Below are 24,012 nucleotides of genomic sequence, written 5' to 3' on the forward strand. Positions count from 1 at the left end.
CACCGCCGATCCGTCGCAAAGGAGCGAATGACATGTCCCGCAAGAAGATCCACCTGGCCGCATTCATGAATGCAGGTCCGCAGGGGACGGTCGGCTGGCGTCACCCGGATGCCGGGGACGGCTTCCTCACCGCCGAGCACTACCTGCACATCGCGCGGGTCCTCGAAGATGCGAAGTTCGACATGGCCTTCGTGCCCGATGCCCTCGCGGTCCCGCGCAGCCTCGGCAACTCCTTCGATCCCGCGGTCAGGTACGGCACCGGCACCCCGCGACTCGATCCGATGACAGTGATCACCCTGATGAGCTCGGTGACCACCAAACTCGGTGTGGCCGCGACGATGTCGACCGGATACCAGGAGCCCTACAACCTCGCGCGTTCGATGGGAACCCTCGATCACCTCAGCGGTGGGCGCGCCGGGTGGAACGTCGTGACCAGCTTCCAGGACGCCGAGGCGCAGAACTTCAACCAGGACAGGTTGCCCGATCGCGAGGAACGGTACGCGCGTGCCGAGGAGTTCCTCGAGGTCACCACCCGTCTGTGGGATTCCTGGTCCGACGACGCGCTGATCCGCGACAAGGAAGCCGGGCGCTTCGCCCGCCCCGAGGAGGTCGAGGCCATCGACCACAAGGGCCGCTTCTTCCAGGTGCAGGGACCACTGGGTGTGCCCCGCCCGCCGCAGGGCTACCCGGTCATCGTGCAGGCCGGCGCGTCGCCGACCGGTCGCGACTTCGCCTCCCGCTGGGCAGATGTCGTGTTCTGCAGCCACGAGTCCCTGGAGAGCGGAATCGCCTTCTACCGTGACATGAAGGAGCGCGCGGCCGCACACGGCCGGGACCCCGAACAGCTCAAGATCCTTCCCGCGGCCACCACCGTCGTCGGCAAGGACTACCGCGACGCCCTGGCCAGGCACGAGGCGTTCTTCGAGCTCGTCGACCCCGAGGCGGGATTGTCCCGGTTGGCGTACCACGTCAACGTCGACCTCACGAAGTACGACCTCGACGGACCGCTGCCGTCCCTGGAAGTCGTCGGCGTCGAGGGCCATTACCGCGAGGTCGTCGAGTTCGCCGAGCGGGAGAAGCTGTCGATCCGCGAGATCGGACGCTGGTACGGCGCCCGCACCGAGGGCAACATGATCGGCTCGCCGTCCGACATCGCCGACACGATGGAGCAGTGGCTCGACGCCGGCGCCGCCGACGGCTTCATGATCCAGGCGACCCACGTGCCGGCCGCCTTCGAGGACTTCGCGACGCTCGTGGTGCCGGAGCTGCAGCGCCGCGGCCTCTTCCGGACCGAGTACGAGGGCGAGACCCTCCGCGAGAACCTCGGCCTCAACCGTCCCGAGCGCGGTGAGTGGCGCAACCGGGCCAAGAGCGTCGCCCCGGTCACGGCATGACCGCCGACCCGGCCGAGACCGGCGCCCTCGTCACGGCGCAATGGCTGCACGACCACACCGACGGGGTCGTCGTCCTCGACGCCAGCATCGCGCGATCGGTGGACACCACGGGACTGACGGTGTTCGACCCCGGGCACGACGTGTTCCGGGCCGCCCACATCCCGGGGGCCCGGTTCGCGGACCTGTTCGCGACCTTCTCCGACCCGTCGTCGCCGATCGCGTTCACCCGCCCGACCCTCGAGCAGATGACCGCGGCGACAGCGGAACTGGGCATCACCCCAGCCGACGACATCGTGGTGTACGACCAGCTCAGCGGGGCTTACGCGGCGCGGGTGTGGTTGGTGTTGCGTTCCTTCGGATTCGACCGTGTCCGCGTCCTCGACGGTGGGTTCGCCCGGTGGACGGCGCTGGGCCACCCGGTCGAATCCGGTGACCCCGCCACCCCGGCCAGGTCCGTGGGCGCCCCCGAACTCCGCGAGCTCGAAGGGGTCTTCGCCGGTCTCGACGAGGTCCGGGCGATCTCCGATGACGAATCGTCGTCGACGACGCTGGTGTGTGCCCTCCGCACTCCGGACTACACCGGCGAATCCGGTGGTGACCGTCCCGGGCACATCCCGGGAAGCCTGAGCGTCCCGTATCCGGATCTCCTGTCCGACGACGGCACATTCTCGCCGGAACGAACACGGGAGTTGTTGGGGCAGAAGGGGATCGGTCACGACTCCGAGGTCATCGTCTACTGCGGCGGGGGCATCAACGCGTCGGGCGCCGCACTGGCCTTCGTCGAGGCCGGGTACCCGCGGCCGCGGGTGTACGACGGATCGCTCAGCGAGTGGCGCAGCCACCCCGAGCTTCCACTCGTCACCGGACGGGAGCCGCGATGAGCGCCGCGCGGCCCCGGACGCTGGCCGTCTTCGACATCGACGGCACGCTGCTCGACTCCGCCGCCGCGCACGACCGCGTCGCCATCGAGGTCCTGGCGCGTCACGGCCTCGACGTGCTCGCCAAACCGTGGACGGCGTATCGCGCCTACACCGATTCGGCGGTGACCGGCGAGGTGTACGAGGACAAGCACGGCGTGCCCGCCGACCCCGAGTTCATCGCGGAGCTCGAACGCCTCTACGACAAGGAATTCGACGTTCACGTCGCCGCCGGTGCGGTCGACGAGATCCCCGGCGCGCGGAAACTGCTGTCGGAGTTGGCGGATCGAGTCGATGTGCACTGGGCCTTCGCCACCGGATCGTTCCGGGCACTCGCCCGGACCAAGCTGCGTCTGCTCGGCGTCGACGCCGACGAGGTGCCGCTGGCCACCGGCACCGAACACGACGACCGTGCCGCCATCGTGCGTGACGCCATCGGCCAGGCGATCGGCCACGACGTCGACGGCTGGCGATTGGTGATCCTCGGCGACGGCAAGTGGGACGAACTCACCGCCCGGCGCCTGGGCATCCCGCTCGTCGGCGTGCAGACCGGAACCCACCGGTTCTCCGACGACACCGCGCTCATCGTCGACGACCTGACCTCGGTCACCGTCGACACCCTCGTCGGGTTGTCTGCGAGGATCGAGGGGCTCACACTGTCCGTCCCGAACGATGCCCCGGAAGGTGACCGTAGATGAAGAGCGCCCGCGACGCGGTCTACGAAGCGCTGCACGAGCGCCTGACGCACGGCCATTACCCGGCCGACGCCGTCCTCATCCCCCAGGCCCTGAGCGAGGAGTTCGGGGTGTCGCGGACCCCGGTGCGTGAGGCGTTGGGGTTGCTGGAACGCAAGGGCCTGATCGTCGCGGCGTCCCGTGGTTTCGTCCTGCGCATCCGCAGCGACGAGGAGATGCTCGAAATCTTCGAGGTGCGCGCCGTCCTCGAGTCGAGCGCGGCCGCGGCCGCCGCCGAACGCCACACACCCGTCGACATCGCCCGCCTCAGGGAGGCGCTGACGCAGAGCCGCACGCACACCGACCCGGCGGAGATCCGGCACGCGCTCAACGTCTTCCACGACTGCGTCATGCTGGCCTCACACAACCAGACCATCCATGCGCTGGAACGGGACCTCCGGGACCAGTGCAAGGTGAGCGCGCCGTGGTTCACCCCCACCGGTCGCGAGAGCTTCGAGAGCTCGATCGACGAACACGAGCAGATCCTCTCCGCGATCGTCGACGGGGCAGCCGAGAAGGCGCGGCTGCTCATGCTCGAACACCTCAATCACGACCGGGACGTGCGCATCTCCCAGCTCGTCTCGCGGTCGATGAAGGCCGGCGAGAAGCCGCTCCCCTGACCAGGGTCGGGTCACGTCGTCGTTTCACCCAGCCGGTCCCCGGGTGGCCGACGGCGATGACCTCGCGTGACCACCCGATCGTGCCTCCGCCCCGCCTCGCGACCGCCGGTGTGCTCGACACCGCGCGCATCGTCGGTGGCGTCCTCACCCCGATCGTCGCCGAAGGCGTGCCGGCCCGGCGCAAGGCGATGGTTCGTCTAGGCGCTCGTCTCGACACCCACGGCAAGGCGACCCGGATACTGAACGGACTCAAGGAGAAGTACGACGCCGACGCGCTGCGGCTGACCTTGCCGCGCAGAATGGTCGTCGCGCTGCGCCCGGCCGCCGCACAGGCGACGCTGCAGGGCGCACCGGACCCCTTCATCCCCGCGTCCCGCGAGAAGGTGGCCGCGGTGTCGCGGTTCCAGCCCACGGGGGTCCTCATCTCCGATCCGGACCATCGACCTGCGCGTCGAGAACTGAACGGGCTGCATTGCAGACGTCGTCACCGGTCCACACCTTGTATCCCCGCTGTGCCGACATCGTCCGTGCGGAGGTCGGCAACCTGCTCGTCGAATGCTTCGACGGCCGGCTCACGTGGGATGCCTACGCCATCGCCCACTGGCGCATGCTTCGGCGCCTCGTCTTCGGCGACGCCGCCCGGGACCAGGAAGACGTGACCGACGTGCTCACCGAGTTCCGCCACGAGGCCAACTGGGCGTACGCATTTCCGCCGCGCAACGGCAGGTCCGCGCGCTTCCGCAGGCGACTCGACGAACTCGTGTTCGCCGCGCCGACGGATTCGCTCGCGGGGACCATCCGCGACGCGCCGGTCGCCGGCCGGGACGAGATCGACCCGACCGGTCAGATCCCGCAGTGGCTGTTCGCCTTCGACGCGGTGGCCGTGGCGATCCTGCGTGCGCCGGCGTTGCTCGCCGCCCATCCCGACGCCCTGGGCGGCGCTCGCGCAGACATCGACGACCTGGACGCCGGCCGTTCAGCGCGTCTGCCGAATCTCCGTGCCGCGCTGCTCGAGTCGCTCCGCCTGTGGCCCACGACGTTGGCGATTCTCCGGGAGGCCATCCGCGACGTCCACTGGACGGGCGGGGTCATCCCCTCCGGAACCACGACAGTCGTCCTCGGAGAACACTTTCAGCGCGATGACGACGCAATGGACTTCGCGCGGCGGTTCGCGCCCGAAGCATGGCTCGACGGACGCGCGCTGGGGCTGGCAGGCGTCGTGCCGTTCGCCGACGGGCCGGGTGAGTGTCCCGGCCGAAACGTCGTGATGCTCTTCGGTTCCCTCGTGCCCGCCGAGATCTGCCGCGACCACGAGCCGTCCGACGACGTGCTGACCCCGTTGGTCTCGGGAGGAGCAGAGCTCCCGCGCTCGCTGAACCACTTCGACCTGGCGATCCGGCTGACGAAGAAATGACCCGGGTCGGCGAATCGACTCGGGTCATTCCGAAGGCGTGCGTCTACAGCCGGCGCGCCACGAACCGTGCGCCGTCGAGCGTCATCCCGTTGACGGAGTACAGCGTGTGGAGGGCGTTCGGGCCGCCGACCGGTGACCCGTCACAGATGGTGTCGCCGGGTACGCAGAAGCGAATCGTCCTGCTGCGGTATGGCGTCGCGACCTTGACCGGTGGTGCGCCCACCTCGTTGATGAACCGGTCGGAGGGCGCCCCGTACAGGACGATGGCGGCCACGTTGCCGACCAGCGACGCCGGCAGCGGCGGCGGCACGTACCGGTCGTAGGCGACGTACTGCGGCGGCAGGTCCAGCCCGGCGTGCACCGCGTATCCGGCGACCACCGCGCCCTGCGAGTAGCCACCGAGAACGACCTTGGTGCGCGGGCACTTCGCGGCGAGGTACTTGATGCGGTTCTGCGTGGTCCGCACACCGTCGGCGACGGTGCGGGCGAAGGCGAGTCGGTCGTTGAACCGATCGCTGGCGGGGTAGGGGACCCCGTGGCCGGTGACCGACCTACCCGGCAGCTGGCTGCGCACCGCCTCCACGAACGACAGTCCCGTCAGACCGAGTGGCGGCGCGGGTTCGACGGTGCCGCGGGCGAACACCACCTCGACGTCGGAGCACGTGGCGGCCTCCGCGGACGGACTCCCGACGGCCGCCGCTCCGGCCGTCGCGGCCAGCAGACAGAGGGTGGACACACTGAACCGCTTGATCGCTCTTCTCATGTACAGGGCACCTGTTCTCTCGTCGTGTTCGCGGAGCGCGGATGGTGATCGCGACGGCTTGGTGTTCCCAGCCAAGGGTGCCACCAATCCTCGGACAGGTGTCGTCATTCCCGCGATACTCGACGTATGCGCAGCCGACACGTCAGCACCGTGATCGGTGCATCGCCCGAAGCCGTCTACGAATTCATCGCCGAACCGGACAATCTCCCGAAATGGGCCGGCGGGTTGGCTCGTTCGGAAGTGACCCGGTGCGGCGACGACCTGATCGCGGAGTCGCCGATGGGTACCGTGACGGTTCGCTTCGTCCCGCGCAACGAGTTCGGTGTCGTCGACCACGATGTGGTCCTTCCGGACGGCGGGACCGTGAACAACCCGATGCGGGTCCTCGCCCATCCGGACGGCGCCGAGGTCGTCTTCACCCTGCGGCAGCGGGAGATGTCCGACGAGGAGTTCGACCGCGACACCGGGATGGTCGAGGAGGACCTCAGCCGGCTCCGGGCGCTGCTCGAGGCGCACGACGGCCGACCGCCTGTGAGAACGCGACGATGACCACGCGCCAACTCATCCCGTCCGGCTCGCCGTACGAGCCCGAGATCGGTTTCTCCCGTGCGGTGCGCATCGACGAGCGCGTCCTGGTGTCGGGGACCGGCCCGGTCTGGCCGGACGGCTCGTGCGATCCCGACGCCGAGGTCCAAGCCCGCCGCTGCCTGGAGATCATCGAGACCGCGCTGAAGGAGGCCGGGGCGACGTTCTCCGACGTCGTCCGGACCCGCATGTTCATCACGACGCCCGACGCGGCGCCGGGGGTGAGTCGTGCACACGGTGCCGCCTTCGGCGCCATCCGACCGGCCGCGACGATGGTCATCGTCGCCGGGCTGCTCGACCCGCGGTGGGTCGTCGAGATCGAGGCCGAGGCGCAGCTCGCCGCGCAATGACGCGGCGCGTTCCGAGGAATATGCTCACGCGCTGCGCGTGCTGCCTCCCGGACGATCGACCAGGCTCGCCGAATTCGGCTGAGTTCACCCGAACGGACCAACGACGAAATTGCTGTTCGGGGGCGTCACAGATAGATTCTCTTCGGTTATCCGAATGTGATTCGGCCGTGATGGTCGGGTGCCTGGAAGCGGGAGCGTAGTGAACAAGCTGGTTCGTGCGTCGGTGGGCGCGTTGGTGTCGGTGGTGGTCGTCCTCGGCTCCTACCTGGGTGGCGGTGTCGCAAAGGCCGACCCGCTGGACTCGTACCTGAACCTACCGCTGGTCAACCGCGACGCATCCAAGGGTCCGGGTGGCGTACACCCCAAGCTGCCCACCGACCCCAAGGTGCTGCAGCGCCTGTTGGACGAAGCGCGTGACCGCGGCCTGCCGCCCGCGTCGTACACCGCGCTGCTGTACCAGTACTGGCTCGCCGACACCACGACCCGTGCCGGCATCGACCTCGCATCGTGGGACCCGCGCAAGGGCGTCGCGGCCAACCACCAGAACCTGTTGAAGTCCTATCGCTACTACGAGGATCTGCAGCTGGCGCATCGAGAGCTGCAGTGGGCCGGCATGGGCGGTATGGTCGGCGCCGACTTCGGCGGCGGCCTCCTCGACTACAAGGACGCGACCGAGATCTACGAGTTCAGCCGGCTGCAGCCGGTTGTCCAGGCGATCGTCGCGAAGGTGAACGAGCTCGCCGGCAAGCAGGCCGTGGACAGTCTGCCGGCCGGGCTGCCCGCGCTGGCACGCGTCGGCGCCAAGCTCACCGTCGACGACCTGCGCGAGGTCCAGGGCCAGATCCTGGTGATGCAGAAGAACATCTTCTCCGACTTGATGCCGATGCACCGGGCGTATGTGACCGGCGGGCTGCCCGCGCTGCGCGAGATGCACGAGGCCGGCATCTTCGACGACGAGATCATGGGGCACTGGGAGGGTATCGCCTCCAAGGACCCGGAGCGGGTCGCCGCCGGCAATGCGCGCCTGCTGCAGCGTGAGCAGGGCGAGATCATCAAGAAGCAGTGGGACGCCACCCGCAACTACAAGGGCGGGGTCGGCGAGGCGATGACCTATGCCAGCACCATCCTCGCCGCGCCGTCGGTGGCCGGTGTGGTCCCGCCGCGCGACATCAACCAGGTGAAGGTCGCCGGCCGCGCCCTCGACGGCCGCAAGGCCATCGTGACCCTGCCGCTGCCGCAGTGGAACTGGTCGGTCTACGAGGACCGCTGGCAGTACATCACCGAGCAACTGCTGCCGAAGTACAGGTACCAGGTCGAGAACAACTGGCCGGCGCTTTCCGCGGCCATGCGCGTCCCGTACTTCGAACAGATGGAAACCCACCGTCCCACCCGTAACCTGCTGCCGCTGTTCCAGTCGGTTCTGACCTCGATCAAGGTGACCCACCAGTGATTTCATTCCGCGCACGCGCCACCCGTCGCATCACGGTGGCCGCCGTCCTCGCCATCGTCGCGTCCGCCGTCGGGCTCGCCGCGCCGGCGTCCGCCGCCCCCAATCGGACCCCGGAACTGGGAGAGGTGTTCAACGGCTTCGTCCTCAAGGCAATGGTCGACGGCCGGATGGGCAGCCCGCAGGAGATCGCCGAGCCGCTGCTCGAACCGTTCCTGCGGACCGACAAGTTCTACGACGAGCCGAAGCTCAAGGGCACCGAGAAGCCCGGCACCGTGCTCAAGACCAAGAAGGTCGCCATCCAGTTCATGGGTTATCGCCCGGGCAACCTCGACGCGTACAAGCTGATGTACGTGACCCGCGGCCTGCACGACGAGCCCGAGATCTCCACCGGTCTGCTCGTCGTCCCGCGTGACGGACGTTCGGACAAGACCCGCCCGATCATCGGCTACCAGCTCGCCAACGACAGCGTCGGCGCGTTCTGCCATCCGGGCACCATGTTCACCGGCGGCGACATCATGGACGGCGCCTCGTGGTCGGCGCTCGGCCCGCTCGCGCAGTTCTTCGGCAAGGGTTACGCGGTCATGATGAGCGACGTCGGCAACGACGGCGATCCCAGGCCGCACGGTGTCTTCGCGGGCAAGTTCGCCGGCAAGGCACTGCTCGACGGCCTGCGGGCCGCGGTGGGCAACGGCAAGACCGAACTGTCGGCGTCGTCGCCGATCGGTGTCTTCGGCATCGCCGGCGGCGGCGTGGGTGCGGCCTTCGCCGCCGAGAACGCCAAGCGTTACGCGCCCGAGCTGAACATCAAGGGCTACGTGCTCGAGGGCATGGTCGTCGACCAGAAGAATTTCATCCGGGTCGCCGATGGCTCGATCGGTTCGGCGTTCGTCCTCGCGACGCTGCTGGGCCTCGAGCCGCGCTACCCGGAGATGAAGCTCGACGAGAAGTTCACTCCCGCCGCGAAGGCCATCGCCGACGTCTTCCGCACCCAGTGCCAGACCCCGGCGTACTTCACGATGCCGTTCATCCCGATGAACACGATGTTCAAGAGCGGTCAGAACCCGGCGGACATCGCCGACTTCCAGCACGTCTACGAGGACAACAAGCTGGGCAAGGGCACCCCGAACGCGCCGGTGCTCATCGCGTCGTGCGCCAAGGACGACTCGTTCATGTCGTTGGTCCCGGCCAAGGACTCGCGTGACCTCGCCAAGAGCTACCGCTCACGCGGCGCCGAGGTCGACTACCAGCCCACCGACTGCAGCATGGTGCGGTTCCTCACCAACCTCTACGGCTGGGGCACCGATCTGTTCGGCATGCAGACGATGGACTGGCTGGCCGAGAAGCTGGACGAGAAGTAGAAGTCCATGGCCCGAAGCCGCGTGCACCGCGACTTCGGGCCATTTCTTCCCGACGCCGCGACCACACCCGAGGTCGCGGCGTCGACTTGTCTCCGGGCCCTCCGTCCGCGTGGGTCGCCGATGAGTTCGGCCATCGCCGACGGTCGGTCACCGTGAAACCAATGTCGAAGGGGGCCCGATGAGCCGACGACTCCTGTTCCTCCACGGCGCGGACGGCTTCGACGACGACCGGTCGATCGCCGAGGGGCTCGAGAGCGCCCTCGAGGCCCCGGTCGACATGCCACGACTGCCCGAGGACAAATCGTTCGGTGCGTGGGCAACGGCCATCAGGACGCACCTGTCGAGGCTGAGCGCCGACGACCTGCTCGTCGCCCATTCGTTCGGCGCGTCGATCCTGCTGCGCGTGCTCGCCGCCGCCGACGGACCCCGACGCGTCGTATTGCTGGCCATGCCCGACTGGGGGCCGGACGGGTGGGACGTCCCGGAGTACGCCTTCACCGGCCCGGTCCCCCGCGGTGTCGATCTCTCGATGCATCACTGCCTCGACGACGAGGTGGTCCCGGCCGGGCACCTGGACCTCAACGCCGCCCTGCTTCCGGATGCGCAGCTGCATCGCCATCGGATCGGCGGCCGCCAGTTCGTCGGGCTCGCCGAGGCCATCGCCGCCGATGCCGCGAAACCATGGCGCGGAGAGGCGCTCGGCCGACGTCGAGCCATGGATTCGACGTGAAGCGGTGTGGCAGTCGGGAATTGGGTTACCCGTCAGTACGTCCGGTATGTCGCATCGCTGCCATGTGTGTGGTACATATTGTGACCTCGGACACCGGCGTCCGAGGTTTGTCCGCACGGAGGTTCAGCCCCATGTCCCTCGTTCTGTTGTCGGCCCGCCGACAGACGTCCCTCGGCCACGGTTCCGCCATGACGCGATCCGGAGGCCGGTCGTGACGGCGCGAACGGTCTGGGATGGGCTCAAGACCTCCGCGGGTGTCGTCGTCACGGCGGCAGCGTTCATCATCGGGTTCTTCGTTCTCCTGGTGGCCCAGTTCCTCGTGTTCGCGGCGCGTCTCGCCGTCGACCTGCCCGGCGCCTGAGCGGCCGTTCTGCCGCGAAGTCGGCATCCTCGACCGGGGTCGGTGATCCGGTCGGAATCCCATGACGCGAGCCTCCGGAAACCCAGGACGTGTCATACCGCGCTACCGGCCCGGTATCGGCGGAATCTGCCTCGTGGGAGCTCGGGCCGTTCTGTCCGGGCGCAACCATGGTGTAGCCACGCGGAGGCGTAGAGCTGGATGGAGGCCTCTGAGCGGGCGGGGGCTGCCTTTGTCGTCGCTCCGATGCCCCGGGTCGAGAACCTACCCCACCTGGCATGAATCATGCGGGAACAAACTTCCGGCCACCCGGGTTGAGTCCAACAGACTTGACTCTGGAGGCTTTCATGACGCAGACATACTCACTACCGGTGCTCTTCGTGCCGGACGTCGTCGTGCTGCCCGGCATGGTCGTGCCGATCCCGCTCGACGACGCCGCGCAGGCCACGATCGATGCCGCGCGGGCGAGCGAGACCGGCAGACTGCTGGTCGCCCCGCGGCTGGATGACCGGTACCCCACCTATGGCGTGATCGCGTCGATCCTGCAGGTCGGGCGCATCCCGGGCGGCGGTCCGGCCGCCGTGGTGAAGGGCGAGAAGCGTGCACAGATCGGGACCGGGACCCCGGGTCACGGCGCGGCGCTGTGGGTCGAGGTGACCGAGGTCGACGAACCGGAGATCACCGACGAGGTCCGGACACTGGCCGGCGAGTACAAGAAGCTCGTCCTGGCCATGCTGCAGCGCCGCGAGGCCTGGCAGCTGATCGACGCCGTCAACAAGATGACCGACCCCTCGGATCTCGCCGACACCTCGGGCTACGCATCGTGGCTGACCGACGCCCAGAAGCGACAGCTCCTGGAGACGCCGGACACCGCCGAGCGGCTCCGCGTGCTCATCGAGTGGACCACCGATCACCTCGCCGAGACCGAGGTCAACGAGAAGATCGCCGAGGATGTCCGCGCCGGGATGGACAAGCAGCAGAAGGAATTCCTGCTGCGTCAGCAGCTGGCGGCCATCCGCAAGGAGCTCGGCGAGGACGAGCCCGACGGTGCCGACGACTACCGTCGGCGCGTCGAGGAGGCCGACCTGCCGGACAAGGTGCGCGAGGCCGCGCTCCGCGAGGTCGGTCGGCTCGAACGGGCCAGCGACCAGTCACCCGAGACCGGGTATATCCGCACCTGGCTCGACACCGTACTCGAGCTGCCGTGGAACGTCCGAACCGAGGACTCCACCGACATCAAGGGCGCTCGCGAGATCCTCGACGCCGATCACCACGGACTCGAGGACGTCAAGGACCGCATCGTCGAATACCTCGCCGTGCGTGCCCGGCGTGCCGAACGCGGCCTACAGGTCGTCGGAGGTCGAGGCTCGGGTGCGGTGATGGTGCTCGCCGGTCCGCCCGGCGTCGGCAAGACGTCGCTGGGTGAGAGCGTCGCGCGCGCCCTCGGCCGCAAGTTCGTGCGTGTCGCCCTGGGCGGCGTGCGCGACGAGTCGGAGATCCGCGGTCACCGGCGCACCTACGTCGGCGCGATGCCCGGCCGTATCGTGCGGGCGATCGGCGAGGCCGGCTCGATGAACCCGGTCGTGCTGCTCGACGAGATCGACAAGGTCGGCTCGGACTACCGGGGCGACCCGGCCGCGGCGCTGCTCGAGGTCCTCGACCCCGCGCAGAACCACACCTTCCGCGACCACTACCTCGATCTCGACCTCGACCTGTCCGACGTGTTGTTCATCGCGACCGCCAACGTCGTCGAGAACATCCCGTCGGCGCTGCTCGACCGCATGGAGTTGGTGACACTCGACGGCTACACCGAGGACGACAAGGTGGCCATCGCCCGCGACCACCTGCTCCCGCGGCAGGCCGAACGGGCGGCCCTGACCACCGACGAGGTGACCATCACCGAGGACGCGCTACGCGAGATCGCGGCGAACCACACCCGCGAACCCGGTGTGCGACAGTTCGAACGTCTGATCGCCAAGGCGTTGCGCAAGGTGGCCACCAAGATCGCCCAGGGCACGGCGACGCCGCCGGTCACCATCGACAAGGCCGACCTGCGCGACTACCTCGGCCGCCCCCGGTTCACGCCGGAATCGGCCGAACGGACCGCGGTGCCCGGTGTCGCAACGGGTCTCGCCGTCACGGGGATGGGTGGCGACGTCCTCTTCATCGAGGCCAACGCCACCGACGGCGAGCCGAGCCTCAAGCTCACCGGTCAGCTCGGCGACGTCATGAAGGAGTCGGCGCAGATCGCGCTGTCCTACGTGCGGGCCCACGCCGGCGAGCTCGGCGTCGACCCGACGTCGCTCGACAAGGCCATCCACGTGCACGTCCCGGCCGGGGCGGTGCCCAAGGACGGTCCCAGCGCCGGCGTCACCATGGTCACCGCCCTGGTGTCCATGGCCACCGGGCGCCGTGTGCGGGCCGACGTCGGCATGACCGGCGAGGTCACGCTGAACGGTCGGGTCCTGCCGATCGGCGGGGTCAAGCAGAAGCTGCTCGCCGCGCAACGCAACGGGCTGAAGACGGTCTTCATCCCGCAGCGCAACGAACCCGACCTCGACGACGTGCCTGCGGAGGTTCTCGACGCCCTCGACGTGCGTCCGATGACCGACGTCGCCGAGATCGTCGCGCAGGCACTGGAACCCGCGACCGGGGCGCAGGCCGACGCGGCCTGACACCCCACCGGACACGACGGGACGTCGTCCGGGGCGATCCGGTCGGCGCCCCGTTTCGTGTCATCGCAACCGGAATGCGGCGGCCACCCTCTCCAGCAGCAGATAGACGATGCCGGCGATCCCCGCCGCCGCACCGGCCGGCACCAACCACGATGCCCCGACAGCGGAGATCAGACCCGCCATCCACTGCCTGCCCCACAGCGGGGCGGCGAGGAAGATCAGCACCAGCGATGCCAGGAGGGACCAGACGGGTGCGGACAGCGGCCAGGGCCAGTCGAATGCCGACGCGCCGAGTGAGCCGACGAACATCGTGATCCCGAGCAGGCTCAGCAGCAGCCACAGCACCAGGCTCAGGCGTCGCAAACCTCCTGCGACCCAGCGGGTTCGAAGTGCCACCGCCGACCACATGATCCACCGCTTCAGCCACGGGACGCCGGAGGTGCGCATCATCTCCCGGAAGAAGCGGTCGGCGAGCACATCGCTCTCGAGTGCGCCGGAGTTGACCGTCTCGGTGATGAGTTCGTCGTGCAGGATCGCCGCGAGCGTGTGACGGCCGTACGCGTCCTCGAACCACCGCATGAACCGCGGTATCGACGCCAGGTCCGTCGGATTGTCCTCACGCGGGACGAAGGTGCGGGCCTCGTCGATCGCCCTGCGCGCCTCGGCCTCCTTCATGCCGCCGCGCACCAGCAGCGCGAAGAGATCCTTCAAGACGCCCCGATCGGAGTACCGAAAGGCGTTGCGGACGACGAAATGTCGGTCGTCGATCTGGACCATCCCGACGCTGCCGCGGCCCGACGGGTCGTCGACCTCGAACCCGGACCCGGGAGCCACCCGCCACGGCACCCAGGTCGATCCGGCGTCTGTGGGCGCGGTGTCGCTCATGTCGCCTCCCGACCTCGACTTGAGCGAACATAACCCCGCCCGAGGAGCGGAATCCAGTGAATCGCCGGGCTCCGGTGTCGGTCGTGCGGGCGGCGGGACTCAGGACACGCCCGACGCCGTCCATTCGGCGACGGCGTCGGTGTAGAACGCCATCCGTTCCCGCAGCGCATCCGGGTCGATCCCGAACTCCTCGGGTGTGTACCGATGTCGCCCCTTGCCGTGACGCGGCTGTTCGGCGTTGTGCCGGGCGAGCATCGATGCGATGTCGGGCGCATCGATGTCGGCGGCGGCGTACACGCGTTCGCAGGTGGCCTCCGGTCTCGACACCAGATCCCGGTAGTCGATGTCCACGATGGTCGCGGATTCGGCTGCCGCAGAACCGCGGAAGTCCAACGCACGCCGGAACCACAGTTCGGACTGCTCGATCTGGAACCGCCCGACGTCGGGTCCGTCGACCTCGTCGCTGTAGGTCGCCCGATACGTCGCGAACAGGCTCGCGCCGGACGCCACGGTTTCGACGATGTCGCGGTGCAGGTGCACGACGACCACACCCGGATAGGTCGCGGCGAGATGTGCCAGTTCGGGGGTGTGCGCGGGCGCCTTCAGCAGCCAGCGCCGGCCCGAGCCGTCGTCGAGGATCTGCAGCATGGTCCGGTGCGCGGCGTACTCGCCGGCGAAGTCCTGTGTCGCCAGCCACCGGGCGTACGAGTCCAGCCGGGTCGTGGAACCGAGTGCCCAGTTGCGCATGGTCGTTCCCATGCCGAGGACGCACTCCTCGGGGAGGGTCGGGCCGGAATCGTGCACCGCGGCCATCGCCGGGTTGAGCAGATGCAGCGGATTGGGTTCGGCCGCGTGGTCGTCGATCAGCCGCTCGCGTTCCTCGGGCGTCAGCCCCGCGACACGCCAGGGCGCGTACAGTTCGACCGGTCGCGGCGCACGCAGCCGCGGATCACGCGCGAGCAACCGGAACAGGAAGGTGGTGCCGGTTCGCCAACCGCCGATGATCACGATCGGCGGGATCACCTCGCGCTCGGCGACCGCGGGGGACTCACGCAGGATCTTCCCGAGGATCGAGCGCGCCCGCAGCTTCCCGACCATCGCGTCCTGCGCGTTGCGGATGCCGACCGCGTTCAACCGTCCGTCCTCTGCCGCGGAGTCGAGGTACCGCTCGAGTCCGGGCCGCCACTGTTCCGGATCACCCAGCCCGTCGACGCCGTGCTTCGCGGTGGCCTTCTCGACGAGGAGGTCGGCGGTGTCGGCGCCCAACCGGTAGCGGTCCGGTCGGGCGGCGCGGTCGGCCTCGGCCGCGGCATGGATGTTCCGGGCCGTGTCGGTGCGCGGCGGGGGTGTCCAGCCGACCATCACTCACCTCGAAGTCCGGCCAGGGACACCACCCGGGCCGTCGGCAGGGGAGGGGGCGTCGTGGGCCGGAGGAACCGCATGACGACGATCCCGACGTCCCGGCCCTCCGAGTCGATCCAGTCGCCGACCCCCGGATCCTCGGCCGCGACGACGAACCGGTACCGTCCGCCGGCGACCGTCGCCGTCGCGCCCGTGTACGACACCGTCCGGTGCCGGAAGTCGAGCGAGTTGAGAAAACGGCTGTACGCGAGGATGTTCCAGTACCGGCAGTCGACCACGTCCCCCTCGATGACCAGTGCCTCTCCGGGGTTCAGTCGCCAGCCGCCGCGGATGTAGTGGATGCCGGGTTCGGTGAACACCGCGCCGCCGCCCATCTCCGACCAGTGCCGTAGCATGTTCGGCGGATCGAGGTCCTCTTTCACCGCCGCCTCGAAGATCGCCGGTAGGAACGATGTCGTCGCCGACAGCGTGCCCAGCGCCGAACAGAATCGGGCGGGCTCGATCGGTGGCGGCACATGCGGCTCGACGATCGGCTCGATCTCGCACCAGCCCAACCGGTCTCGCGTGACATCGTCGTGGAAGAACCGGACCCACACCGTCGCCGTCCGGTCCGGCAGCGGCAGGCACGTGGTCGAACCGGAACCGTCTGCGCCGAGGGCGACCTCGAAACCGCCGTCGGCGTCGAACCCGATGGAGTCGCTGTCGGCACGGGCCGTCGCCTCTGCGCCGAGCCCGCCGGCCTTCCGATAGACGGTGACCGACAGGTACGACGCGTCGCCGCGGTTTCCGCGGATGCGGTAGCTGCGGTCGCCGCGAACCTCGGTGACCCAGTACCGGAAGTCCGGGTTGTCCATCAGGAACTTCTGTCGCCACCCGTTGAACGGCGCGAGTTCGGGGAGTTCGCGGTCGACCTCGAGGCGCGCCAACTGATTCGACAATCCGCGCAACAGTGCGCGGAAACCGTCGGCCCGCTCGACCGGGTCGAGGTCGGCGGTGTCGGCCGCGAGCTCTTCACCCGCGGTGCGCAGGGCGTCGACCAGGCCGTTCCACGCGGCCACCTCGGGACGCGGGTCACCGTCCGCCGAGACCGGGGCCGCGCTCACGACGACCTCACCCGGTCGTCGTGTCTGTAATGCGGGCCCACGTCGTCGACGAGGATGCCCGGTTCCGCGGCGACCACCGCGGGGACCGCGTCGAGCACTGCGCGGACCGAGGCCGTGGTGATCGGGTTGGTGTGCCCCGTCCCGATCCCGAACTCGAGCTGGGCGCGCATCTCGGCGGGCTCTCCGCTGAGGACGAGCGTGTAGGCGATCGGGCTGGTGAAGTTGCCGAACGGCAGGTCGTCGCCGCGATAGACGACGTCCTCGCCGGGAGCGGAGCGAGCGGGCTCGGTGGGTACCGAGGCGAGGTACCAGCATTCCTCGTTGGTGAAGAAGTGATGATCGCCCAGGTATCCGCGATGGGTCAGGTGCAGTGCCGCCGCGGTGCCCTTCGCGATGGTGGTCGAGCCGATCTGTGCGTCGTGCGGGGCCGGCAGTCCACGCAGCGAGGTCTCGACCCGCACCCGGGAACTGTCGGCGCCGTACAGGGCGTGCGCGACGTTGCCGGTGAGATCCCCATAGTAGAGGTCGCCGCCCTTGGCCACGGGGGAGTCCGGTCCGAGGCAGTCGAGGTCGGAGCCGAATCCGAGCGCCTCCAGGCCTCCCCACATCGCACCGGCGCGGGAGAAGTCGACGGCCTCCACCGATCGCACGTGACTCACCGACGACATCGCCTTCGCCATCGTCATCGCCAGGCGCTCGACGATGAAGGTCGGGTGCACGCCCGTCCCGTGCAGCGTGGCTCCGCCGGTGTGGCACGCCGCCAGCAGCCGCTGCGGCGACCTGCGGAACGGCGACATCCAGTTCGGCATCGACACGTTGTGGTACGCCGCGGTGGCCACGACGTTCTTCCCGGACTCGAGGAGATCGATGACGTCGTCGTCGAGCCCCTTGAACACGGCGGCGGGCGCGGGGGTCACCACCACGCAGTCGACATCGAGCGCCTTGATCGCGTCGCGGTCGCGGGTGGCGAGGACGCCGATCGGCTCGGTCCGGGACAGCTCGCCGACGTCCCGACCCTCCTTCTTCGGGTTGTGGACCAGGGCGCCGACGACCTCGAAGCCGGGGTCCTCGACGGCGGCGCGGACGACCGCTCCGCCGACCTCGCCCGGCCCCCAGACGGCGATCCGGAGAGGTCGCGGCGGCGCGTCGGCGGCGGTCGTCATCGGGCTGGTCTGGGTCACTGGCGGTCCTCGCAGTCGGACGGAAAGTGGAATCGGACGCTTCCGGTTGGAATCTGCCCGGCGACCCCCGCTGTGTCAAGGGTCACAGCGTCACGGCGTAGGATTGAGCCATATCGACTCAACTTTTTCCGAAGACCGGGAACAAACGCGGAAGGGGTCCCGTTGCACCCTTCGAGAAACCTGAGTGACAGCGACTCAAGTCGGTTTGACTCACCGCTACGCTTTCAGTAGGACATTGAGTCGGACGCACTGAAGTCCGCCTCGCACAGGGTTCGGACATCAAGCCCCGCGTCCACGTACCGCGGGGAAAGAAGGACTTGGGTGCAGACCCAGAACTAGGAGGAAGTCAGAATGTCTCGTGCTGTTGGAATCGATCTCGGCACCACCAACTCGGTTGTCGCGGTGCTCGAGGGTGGCGAGCCGACCGTCATCGCCAACGCCGAGGGCTCGCGGACCACGCCGTCCGTGGTTGCCTTCGCGCGCAACGGCGAGGTTCTGGTCGGTCAGCCCGCAAAGAACCAGGCCGTCACGAACGTCGATCGCACCATCCGCTCGGTCAAGCGCCACATGGGCGACAACAACTGGCGTGTCGAGATCGACGACAAGAAGTACACCCCGCAGGAGATCAGCGCGCGCACGCTCATGAAGCTGAAGCGCGACGCCGAGGCATACCTCGGTGAGGATGTCACCGACGCCGTGATCACCGTGCCCGCGTACTTCAACGACGCTCAGCGTCAGGCCACCAAGGAAGCCGGCCAGATCGCCGGTCTCAACGTGCTCCGCATCGTCAACGAGCCGACCGCCGCCGCACTGGCGTACGGCCTCGACAAGGGCGAGAAGGAGCAGACCATCCTGGTGTTCGACCTCGGTGGCGGTACGTTCGACGTCTCGCTGCTGGAGATCGGCGACGGTGTCGTCGAGGTCCGCGCGACCTCCGGCGACAACCACCTCGGTGGTGACGACTGGGATCAGCGCATCGTCGACTGGCTCGTCGAGAAGTTCAAGCAGAGCCACGGCATCGACCTGACCAAGGACAAGATGGCCATGCAGCGTCTCCGCGAGGCTGCCGAGAAGGCCAAGATCGAGCTGTCCGCATCGCAGAGCACCTCGATCAACCTGCCCTACATCACCGTCGACGCCGACAAGAACCCGCTGTTCCTCGACGAGCAGCTGACCCGCGCCGAGTTCCAGAAGATCACCTCGGACCTGCTGGACCGCACCCGTGCGCCGTTCCAGGCCGTCATCAAGGACGCGGGCATCTCGGTCAACGACATCGACCATGTCGTGCTCGTCGGTGGTTCGACCCGTATGCCGGCCGTCACCGACCTGGTCAAGGAACTGACCGGGGGCAAGGACCCCAACAAGGGTGTCAACCCGGACGAGGTCGTCGCCGTCGGCGCGGCCCTGCAGGCCGGCGTCCTGCGCGGTGAGGTCAAGGACGTGCTGCTGCTCGACGTGACCCCGCTGTCGCTGGGCATCGAGACCAAGGGCGGCGTGTTCCACAAGCTGATCGAGCGCAACACGACGATCCCGACCAAGCGGTCGGAGGTGTACACCACGGCCGAGGACAACCAGCCGTCGGTGCAGATCCAGGTGTACCAGGGCGAGCGCGAGATCGCCGCGCACAACAAGCTGCTCGGCAGCTTCGAGCTCGGCGGTATCGCACCTGCGCCGCAGGGTGTCCCGCAGATCGAGGTGACCTTCGACATCGACGCCAACGGCATCGTTCACGTCACCGCGAAGGACAAGGGCACCGGCAAGGAGAACTCGATCCGCATCCAGGACGGCTCCGGTCTGTCCAAGGAAGAGATCGACCGCATGATCAAGGACGCCGAGGCGCACGCCGAGGAGGACCGCAAGCGTCGTGAGGAGGCCGAGACCCGCAACCAGGCGGAGTCGCTGGTCCACACGACCGAGAAGTTCCTCAAGGACAACGAGGACAAGGTCCCGGCCGACGTCAAGGAGAAGGTCGAGAAGGCCGTCGAGGGCGCGAAGGAAGCCCTGAAGGGTACCGACACCGCCGCGATCCGCTCGGCGATCGAGAAGCTGTCGGAGGAATCGCAGGCACTCGGCCAGGCGATCTACGCCAACGCCGCTGCGGAGTCCCCCAACGGTGAGGCCCCGTCGGGCGACGCCGGCGAGTCCGATGTCGTCGACGCGGAGGTCGTCGACGAGGACGCGAAGGAGAACAAGTGACCGCAGGACCCGATTCGACGAACGGGTCCGGCGATCAGGAGCCGGTCACGGTGACCGATCGTCGTCGCATCGACCCGGAAACGGGCCAGGTGCGCGAGGATTCGGCCGCCGGGCCCGGCCCGGCCGAGGCCGAACCCGTCGTCGACAAGACCGACGAATCGCAGGACAAGGCATCGGCAGACGGTGCTCCGGAGCAGGCTGAGTCCGCACCGGCGGCCGTGGACGCGGACGCCCGCGTCGCGGAGCTGACGGCGGATCTGCAGCGGGAACGCGCGCAGTTCGCCAACTTCCGACGCCGCGCGGCGGAGGAGAAGCAGGGATCGATCGCCTACGGCAAGCAGATCCTGATCGACAAGCTCCTCCCGATCCTCGACGACCTCGACCGTGCCCGCGAGCACGGCGACCTCGAGAGCGGACCGCTGAAGATGTTCGCCGACAAGCTCATCGCGGTGCTGACCGGCGAAGGCCTCGCGCCCTTCGGTGCTCCCGGCGAGGAGTTCAACCCCGAACTCCATGAGGCGGTGCAGCACGACGGCACCGGCGCGCACCCGGTCATCGGGCAGGTCTACCGCTGCGGTTACCGGCTGGGTGAGAAGGTGATCCGTACCGCGATGGTGACGGTCACCGACCCCGAACCCGGGGCCGAGAAGCCCGCGGACACAGCAGGTGCCGACGAGCAGGCCGGTGCAGAATAGAGCACCCGACGCCCGGTCCCGAGGGGCGAGCCACGAAGGGATCTCCCTTCGTGGCTCGCTCCGCTCGCGAACAGCGAACGACAACTGAATCATCAATCCAGACAACAGAAGACTTGAAGGAGGTGACGTCTGGTGGCTCCCCAACGAGAGTGGTTGGAACACGACTTCTACAAGGACCTGGGCGTTGCTTCTGACGCTTCGGCTGAAGAGATCAAGAAGGCCTATCGCAAGCTCGCACGCGAGCTGCACCCGGATGCCAATCCCGGGGACCCGGAGGCCGAGGAGCGCTTCAAGCGGGTGTCCGAAGCCCACAGCGTGCTGAGCGATCCCGTCAAGCGCAAGGAGTACGACGAGACGCGGGCGATGTTCGCCGGCGGACGATTCCGTGGCGGCAACGGATTCCCAGGTGGATTCGGTGGCGGTGGCGGTACGACCTACACGACGACGGGTGGGGCCGACTTCGATCTCGGTGACCTGTTCGGCGGCGCGACCGGCGGCGGTTTCGGCGATCTCTTCGAAGGACTCTTCAACCGTGGCGGCGGAACACAGCGTACGTCGACGGCGAGCCGTCCGCGGCGCGGCAAGGACCTCGAGACCGAGACGACGCTGTCGTTCAAGGACGCGGCGCTCGGCACGACCGTCCCGCTGCGGGTCACGAGCCCGTCCCCGTGCACGACGTGCCACGGCTCTGGCGCCAAGCCCGGGACCAGTCCGCGCGTCTGCCCCAACTGCAACGGCTCCGGTTTCGTCAGCCGGAACCAGGGTGCCTTCGGGTTCAGCGAACCCTGCCAGGACTGCCAGGGCACCGGCTCGCGCATCGACGACCCGTGCACCGACTGCAGCGGCACCGGCGTGAAGGTTCGTGCCCGCACCATCAACATGCGGATCCCGGCCGGGGTGGAAGACGGACAACGCATCCGGCTCGCCGGACAGGGCGAGGCCGGTCGACGCGGCGCACCGTCGGGCGACCTGTATGTGGTCGTCCACGTGACCCCGCACAAGTACTTCACCCGCAGCGGCAACGACCTGCGTGTGACGCTGCCCGTGCGGTTCTCCGAACTGGTTCTCGGAGCGACGGTCTCGGTGCCGACGCTCGAGGGCTCGGTGGGCGTGAGGATCCCGCCGAACACCAGCGACGGCCGCACCCTGCGGGTGCGCGGCCGCGGCGTGCCGAAGCGTTCGGGCGGCGCCGGCGACCTGTTGGTCACCCTGAAGGTGGCCGTGCCGGACAAGCTCGACGAGGCGGCGATCGAGGCCATGCGCGCCTACGACAAGGCCGAGCGCGCAAGCGGATTCGATCCGCGGGCGAACTGGGGGCGATGAGTGATGGCCGGTGGGAAGAAGTTCGACGACGGCGCGACCTTCATGATCTCGGTCGCCGCCGAGCTCGCCGGCATGCACGCGCAGACCCTGCGAACCTACGACCGGTTGGGTCTGGTGACCCCGCAGCGGACGAGTGGCGGCGGACGCCGGTACTCGAACCGCGACGTCGAACTCCTGCGAGAGATCCAGCGTCTCTCGCAGGAAGAGGGCGTCAACCTGGCGGGCATCAAACGGATCATCGAACTGACCAACCAGGTCGAGGCGCTGCAACAGCGCGTCCGGGAGCTCACCGAAGAGGTCGCCGCCGCCCAGGGTCGCCGCGGTGGCGAGCTCGTGCCGGTGCCGCGGACCAACGCCCTGGTCGTGTGGCAGCCGCGGCACAAGCGGCGCACCGACTGAGCGGACACGCTCCTTCGAGCACCTGCCGGATCGGCGACGATTCGCCGTTTCGGTGCGATCACCGGCAGGACCGTGCCACACTGGGCCCGCTGATCGTCGCAGGGGGTGTTCGATGGGCGAAGACAGCACGTCATCCGCAGAAGGGTCGTCGGCACTGCCGGTGGAGCGGCTCCGCCGCGGCGGCCGCGTGGGCGCGGTGGCCGCACGACATGCCGCCCGTTCGGCGGCCGTGGCCGCGACCTCCCGGTTCCGCGGCCCCGAACAGGAGGCCAGGGCGCGGGAGCGGACCATCCTGCGCCTTGCCGACGATATCGCCACGGTCGCAGTCGGGATGCGCGGTGCCGCACAGAAACTCGGTCAGATAATGGCCGTCCTCGACCTCGGCATCGCCGACGAGGAGACCAGGGCCGAATTCAGCCGGCGGATGGAACGCGTCTTCGCCACCGCCCCGCGATGGACCGACTCGTCGATGCAGCAACGCATCTCCGACGAACTCGGCCCGCACGTGGCCGACCTGACCGACGTCGCCGGGCCGGTGTCGACAGCATCCATCGGGCAGGTGTACCGGGCACGCCTCCGCGACGGAAGGTCGGTCGCGGTGAAGGTCAAGTACCCCAACGTCGATCGTATGGTCCGCGCCGATCTACAGAACCTGCGGTTGCTGGTCCGCGCGGTCCGACGCCATCTGCCGGCAGTGAACTCCGAGGCGATCGTCGACGAGGTGGCGCGCCAGATCTCGACCGAACTCGACTTCGAGGCGGAGTGTCGCAACCAGCGGATCTTCTCAGACCGCTTCGACGGCCACCCGGTGATCCGAATACCCTCTCCGGTCGAGGAGTTGTGCACCGGGGACATGCTGGTGACGGAGTTCTTCGACGGGATGACTCTCGACGATGCAGCCGCTCTGCCCGCGCCGGAGCGGGACCGGATCGGGGAGGCCATCTACCGCTTCTACTGCGGGGAGATGTACCGAGTGGGGCACTTCTGTGCGGACCCGCATCCCGGGAACATCCTCGTGAATCCCGGTGGCACGGTCTGTTTCGTGGACTTCGGGTCATGTGTGACGCTGTCTCCCGACGAGCACGCCCTCGAACGGCGCGCGCTGGAGGGGCTCCTCGGCGGACGACACCGGGAGGTGTACGACCTGGTCCGCGAGGCCGGATTCGTCGTGAACGACAAGGCCATGGGCCCGGACGAGCTGACCGCCTACATCCGCGACGTCGCGGGCTGGCACCTCGAGTCGGGAATCCTGACCATCACCCCGCAGGTCGCCGCCGCCGCGGTGAGCGCCGCGCTGCTCCCACAGGGCGGCCACATCGGTACGTTCGGCGCCCAGGCCATCGTCGAGGCGCACGCGCTCGGGCGGCGCAACGAACTCGCCGTGTTGTCCCTGCTCGGCAGGCTGAACGCGACCGCGCCCTGGTCCGACATCGCCCGGGAGACCCTCGGGATCTCCGGGCCGGCGACTCCGATGGGGGAGGAGATCGCGCTCTGGCGTCGCCGTCGGCCGGACCGCTGAA

Annotated in this window: 22 protein-coding genes; 17 read left to right on the plus strand and 5 right to left on the minus strand. The window is 68.6% G+C overall.

All coding sequences use genetic code 11. The features are described 5' to 3' along the window. Positions 1-32: 32 nt before the first annotated feature. From ABFT43_RS17550 to ABFT43_RS17570, 5 genes are all read left to right on the plus strand, one after another. A complete protein-coding gene (locus tag ABFT43_RS17550) occupies positions 33-1,394 on the plus strand; it encodes an LLM class flavin-dependent oxidoreductase (RefSeq protein ID WP_347961587.1) in 1,362 nt (453 codons plus the stop codon). Next, positions 1,391-2,275: a sulfurtransferase gene (locus ABFT43_RS17555; protein ID WP_347961588.1), complete on the plus strand. Its 885-nt coding sequence runs from the start codon at positions 1,391-1,393 to the stop codon at positions 2,273-2,275. Before ABFT43_RS17550 ends, ABFT43_RS17555 begins: the two co-directional genes overlap by 4 nt. Then, positions 2,272-3,009 (plus strand): HAD family hydrolase, encoded by a 738-nt coding sequence (locus tag ABFT43_RS17560; protein WP_347961589.1) that lies wholly within the window; start codon positions 2,272-2,274, stop codon positions 3,007-3,009. The genes ABFT43_RS17555 and ABFT43_RS17560 overlap by 4 nt, the downstream gene beginning before the upstream one ends. Beyond that, the gene (locus ABFT43_RS17565; RefSeq protein WP_347961590.1) at positions 3,006-3,665 is read left to right on the plus strand and encodes a GntR family transcriptional regulator; all 660 of its coding nucleotides are present in this window, start codon (positions 3,006-3,008) and stop codon (positions 3,663-3,665) included. The genes ABFT43_RS17560 and ABFT43_RS17565 overlap by 4 nt, the downstream gene beginning before the upstream one ends. A 499-nt stretch (positions 3,666-4,164) precedes the next feature. After that, a complete protein-coding gene (locus tag ABFT43_RS17570; RefSeq protein WP_347961591.1) occupies positions 4,165-5,079 on the plus strand; it encodes a cytochrome P450 in 915 nt (304 codons plus the stop codon). Between the two features lie 43 nt (positions 5,080-5,122). On the opposite strand, the gene ABFT43_RS17575 is transcribed toward ABFT43_RS17570, so the two are convergent. Then, the gene (locus ABFT43_RS17575; RefSeq protein ID WP_347961592.1) at positions 5,123-5,842 is read right to left on the minus strand and encodes a cutinase family protein; all 720 of its coding nucleotides are present in this window, start codon (positions 5,840-5,842) and stop codon (positions 5,123-5,125) included. 126 nt (positions 5,843-5,968) lie between these two features. Here ABFT43_RS17575 and ABFT43_RS17580 point away from each other — a divergent pair, with 126 nt between their 5' ends. From ABFT43_RS17580 to lon, 7 genes are all read left to right on the plus strand, one after another. After that, positions 5,969-6,391 carry an SRPBCC family protein gene (locus ABFT43_RS17580; RefSeq protein WP_347961593.1) on the plus strand — a complete coding sequence of 141 codons (423 nt, stop codon included), beginning with the start codon at positions 5,969-5,971 and terminating at the stop codon, positions 6,389-6,391. After that, the gene (locus ABFT43_RS17585) at positions 6,388-6,777 is read left to right on the plus strand and encodes a RidA family protein (protein ID WP_347961594.1); all 390 of its coding nucleotides are present in this window, start codon (positions 6,388-6,390) and stop codon (positions 6,775-6,777) included. The genes ABFT43_RS17580 and ABFT43_RS17585 overlap by 4 nt, the downstream gene beginning before the upstream one ends. Before the next feature lie 199 nt (positions 6,778-6,976). Then, on the plus strand, positions 6,977-8,227 hold the full coding sequence (locus tag ABFT43_RS17590; protein ID WP_347961595.1) for a hypothetical protein: 1,251 nt from the start codon (positions 6,977-6,979) through the stop codon (positions 8,225-8,227). Next, a complete protein-coding gene (locus tag ABFT43_RS17595; protein WP_347961596.1) occupies positions 8,224-9,585 on the plus strand; it encodes a lipase family protein in 1,362 nt (453 codons plus the stop codon). The genes ABFT43_RS17590 and ABFT43_RS17595 overlap by 4 nt, the downstream gene beginning before the upstream one ends. Before the next feature lie 178 nt (positions 9,586-9,763). After that, positions 9,764-10,315: an alpha/beta hydrolase gene (locus ABFT43_RS17600; RefSeq protein WP_347961597.1), complete on the plus strand. Its 552-nt coding sequence runs from the start codon at positions 9,764-9,766 to the stop codon at positions 10,313-10,315. A 211-nt stretch (positions 10,316-10,526) separates the two neighbouring features. Beyond that, entirely contained in the window at positions 10,527-10,676 is a 150-nt protein-coding gene (locus tag ABFT43_RS17605; RefSeq protein WP_347961598.1) for a hypothetical protein, read from the plus strand. A gap of 344 nt (positions 10,677-11,020) precedes the next feature. Continuing rightward, the gene (gene lon / locus ABFT43_RS17610; protein WP_347961599.1) at positions 11,021-13,348 is read left to right on the plus strand and encodes an endopeptidase La; all 2,328 of its coding nucleotides are present in this window, start codon (positions 11,021-11,023) and stop codon (positions 13,346-13,348) included. Between the two features lie 60 nt (positions 13,349-13,408). On the opposite strand, the gene ABFT43_RS17615 is transcribed toward lon, so the two are convergent. The 4 genes from ABFT43_RS17615 to ABFT43_RS17630 all read right to left on the minus strand — a co-directional run bounded on the left by ABFT43_RS17615 (position 13,409) and on the right by ABFT43_RS17630 (position 17,879). Further along, positions 13,409-14,233 carry a DUF1353 domain-containing protein gene (locus ABFT43_RS17615; RefSeq protein WP_347961600.1) on the minus strand — a complete coding sequence of 275 codons (825 nt, stop codon included), beginning with the start codon at positions 14,231-14,233 and terminating at the stop codon, positions 13,409-13,411. A 99-nt stretch (positions 14,234-14,332) separates the two neighbouring features. After that, positions 14,333-15,595, minus strand: a complete 1,263-nt coding sequence (locus tag ABFT43_RS17620) for a sulfotransferase (protein ID WP_347961601.1) — start codon at positions 15,593-15,595, stop codon at positions 14,333-14,335. Continuing rightward, positions 15,595-16,698, minus strand: coding sequence for a hypothetical protein (locus ABFT43_RS17625; RefSeq protein WP_347961602.1), 1,104 nt, complete (start codon positions 16,696-16,698; stop codon positions 15,595-15,597). Before ABFT43_RS17625 ends, ABFT43_RS17620 begins: the two co-directional genes overlap by 1 nt. Beyond that, positions 16,695-17,879: a hypothetical protein gene (locus ABFT43_RS17630; RefSeq protein ID WP_347961603.1), complete on the minus strand. Its 1,185-nt coding sequence runs from the start codon at positions 17,877-17,879 to the stop codon at positions 16,695-16,697. The genes ABFT43_RS17625 and ABFT43_RS17630 overlap by 4 nt, the downstream gene beginning before the upstream one ends. Positions 17,880-18,230: 351 nt before the next feature. On the opposite strand from ABFT43_RS17630, the gene dnaK reads away from it, so the two are divergent. The 5 genes from dnaK (at position 18,231) to ABFT43_RS17655 (ending at position 24,011) form a co-directional block, all read left to right on the plus strand. After that, positions 18,231-20,075, plus strand: a complete 1,845-nt coding sequence (dnaK, locus tag ABFT43_RS17635) for a molecular chaperone DnaK (protein WP_347961604.1) — start codon at positions 18,231-18,233, stop codon at positions 20,073-20,075. Continuing rightward, positions 20,072-20,770 carry a nucleotide exchange factor GrpE gene (grpE, locus tag ABFT43_RS17640; protein ID WP_347961605.1) on the plus strand — a complete coding sequence of 233 codons (699 nt, stop codon included), beginning with the start codon at positions 20,072-20,074 and terminating at the stop codon, positions 20,768-20,770. The genes dnaK and grpE overlap by 4 nt, the downstream gene beginning before the upstream one ends. 132 nt (positions 20,771-20,902) lie before the next feature. After that, the gene (gene dnaJ / locus ABFT43_RS17645; protein WP_347961606.1) at positions 20,903-22,093 is read left to right on the plus strand and encodes a molecular chaperone DnaJ; all 1,191 of its coding nucleotides are present in this window, start codon (positions 20,903-20,905) and stop codon (positions 22,091-22,093) included. 3 nt (positions 22,094-22,096) lie between these two features. Beyond that, positions 22,097-22,492, plus strand: a complete 396-nt coding sequence (locus ABFT43_RS17650; RefSeq protein ID WP_347961607.1) for a heat shock protein transcriptional repressor HspR — start codon at positions 22,097-22,099, stop codon at positions 22,490-22,492. Positions 22,493-22,604: 112 nt separating this feature from the next. Next, the gene (locus ABFT43_RS17655) at positions 22,605-24,011 is read left to right on the plus strand and encodes an ABC1 kinase family protein (protein ID WP_347961608.1); all 1,407 of its coding nucleotides are present in this window, start codon (positions 22,605-22,607) and stop codon (positions 24,009-24,011) included. Position 24,012: the final 1 nt, after the last annotated feature.

The sequence above is a fragment of the Gordonia aurantiaca genome (genome assembly GCF_039939235.1).
Taxonomy (GTDB): domain Bacteria; phylum Actinomycetota; class Actinomycetes; order Mycobacteriales; family Mycobacteriaceae; genus Gordonia.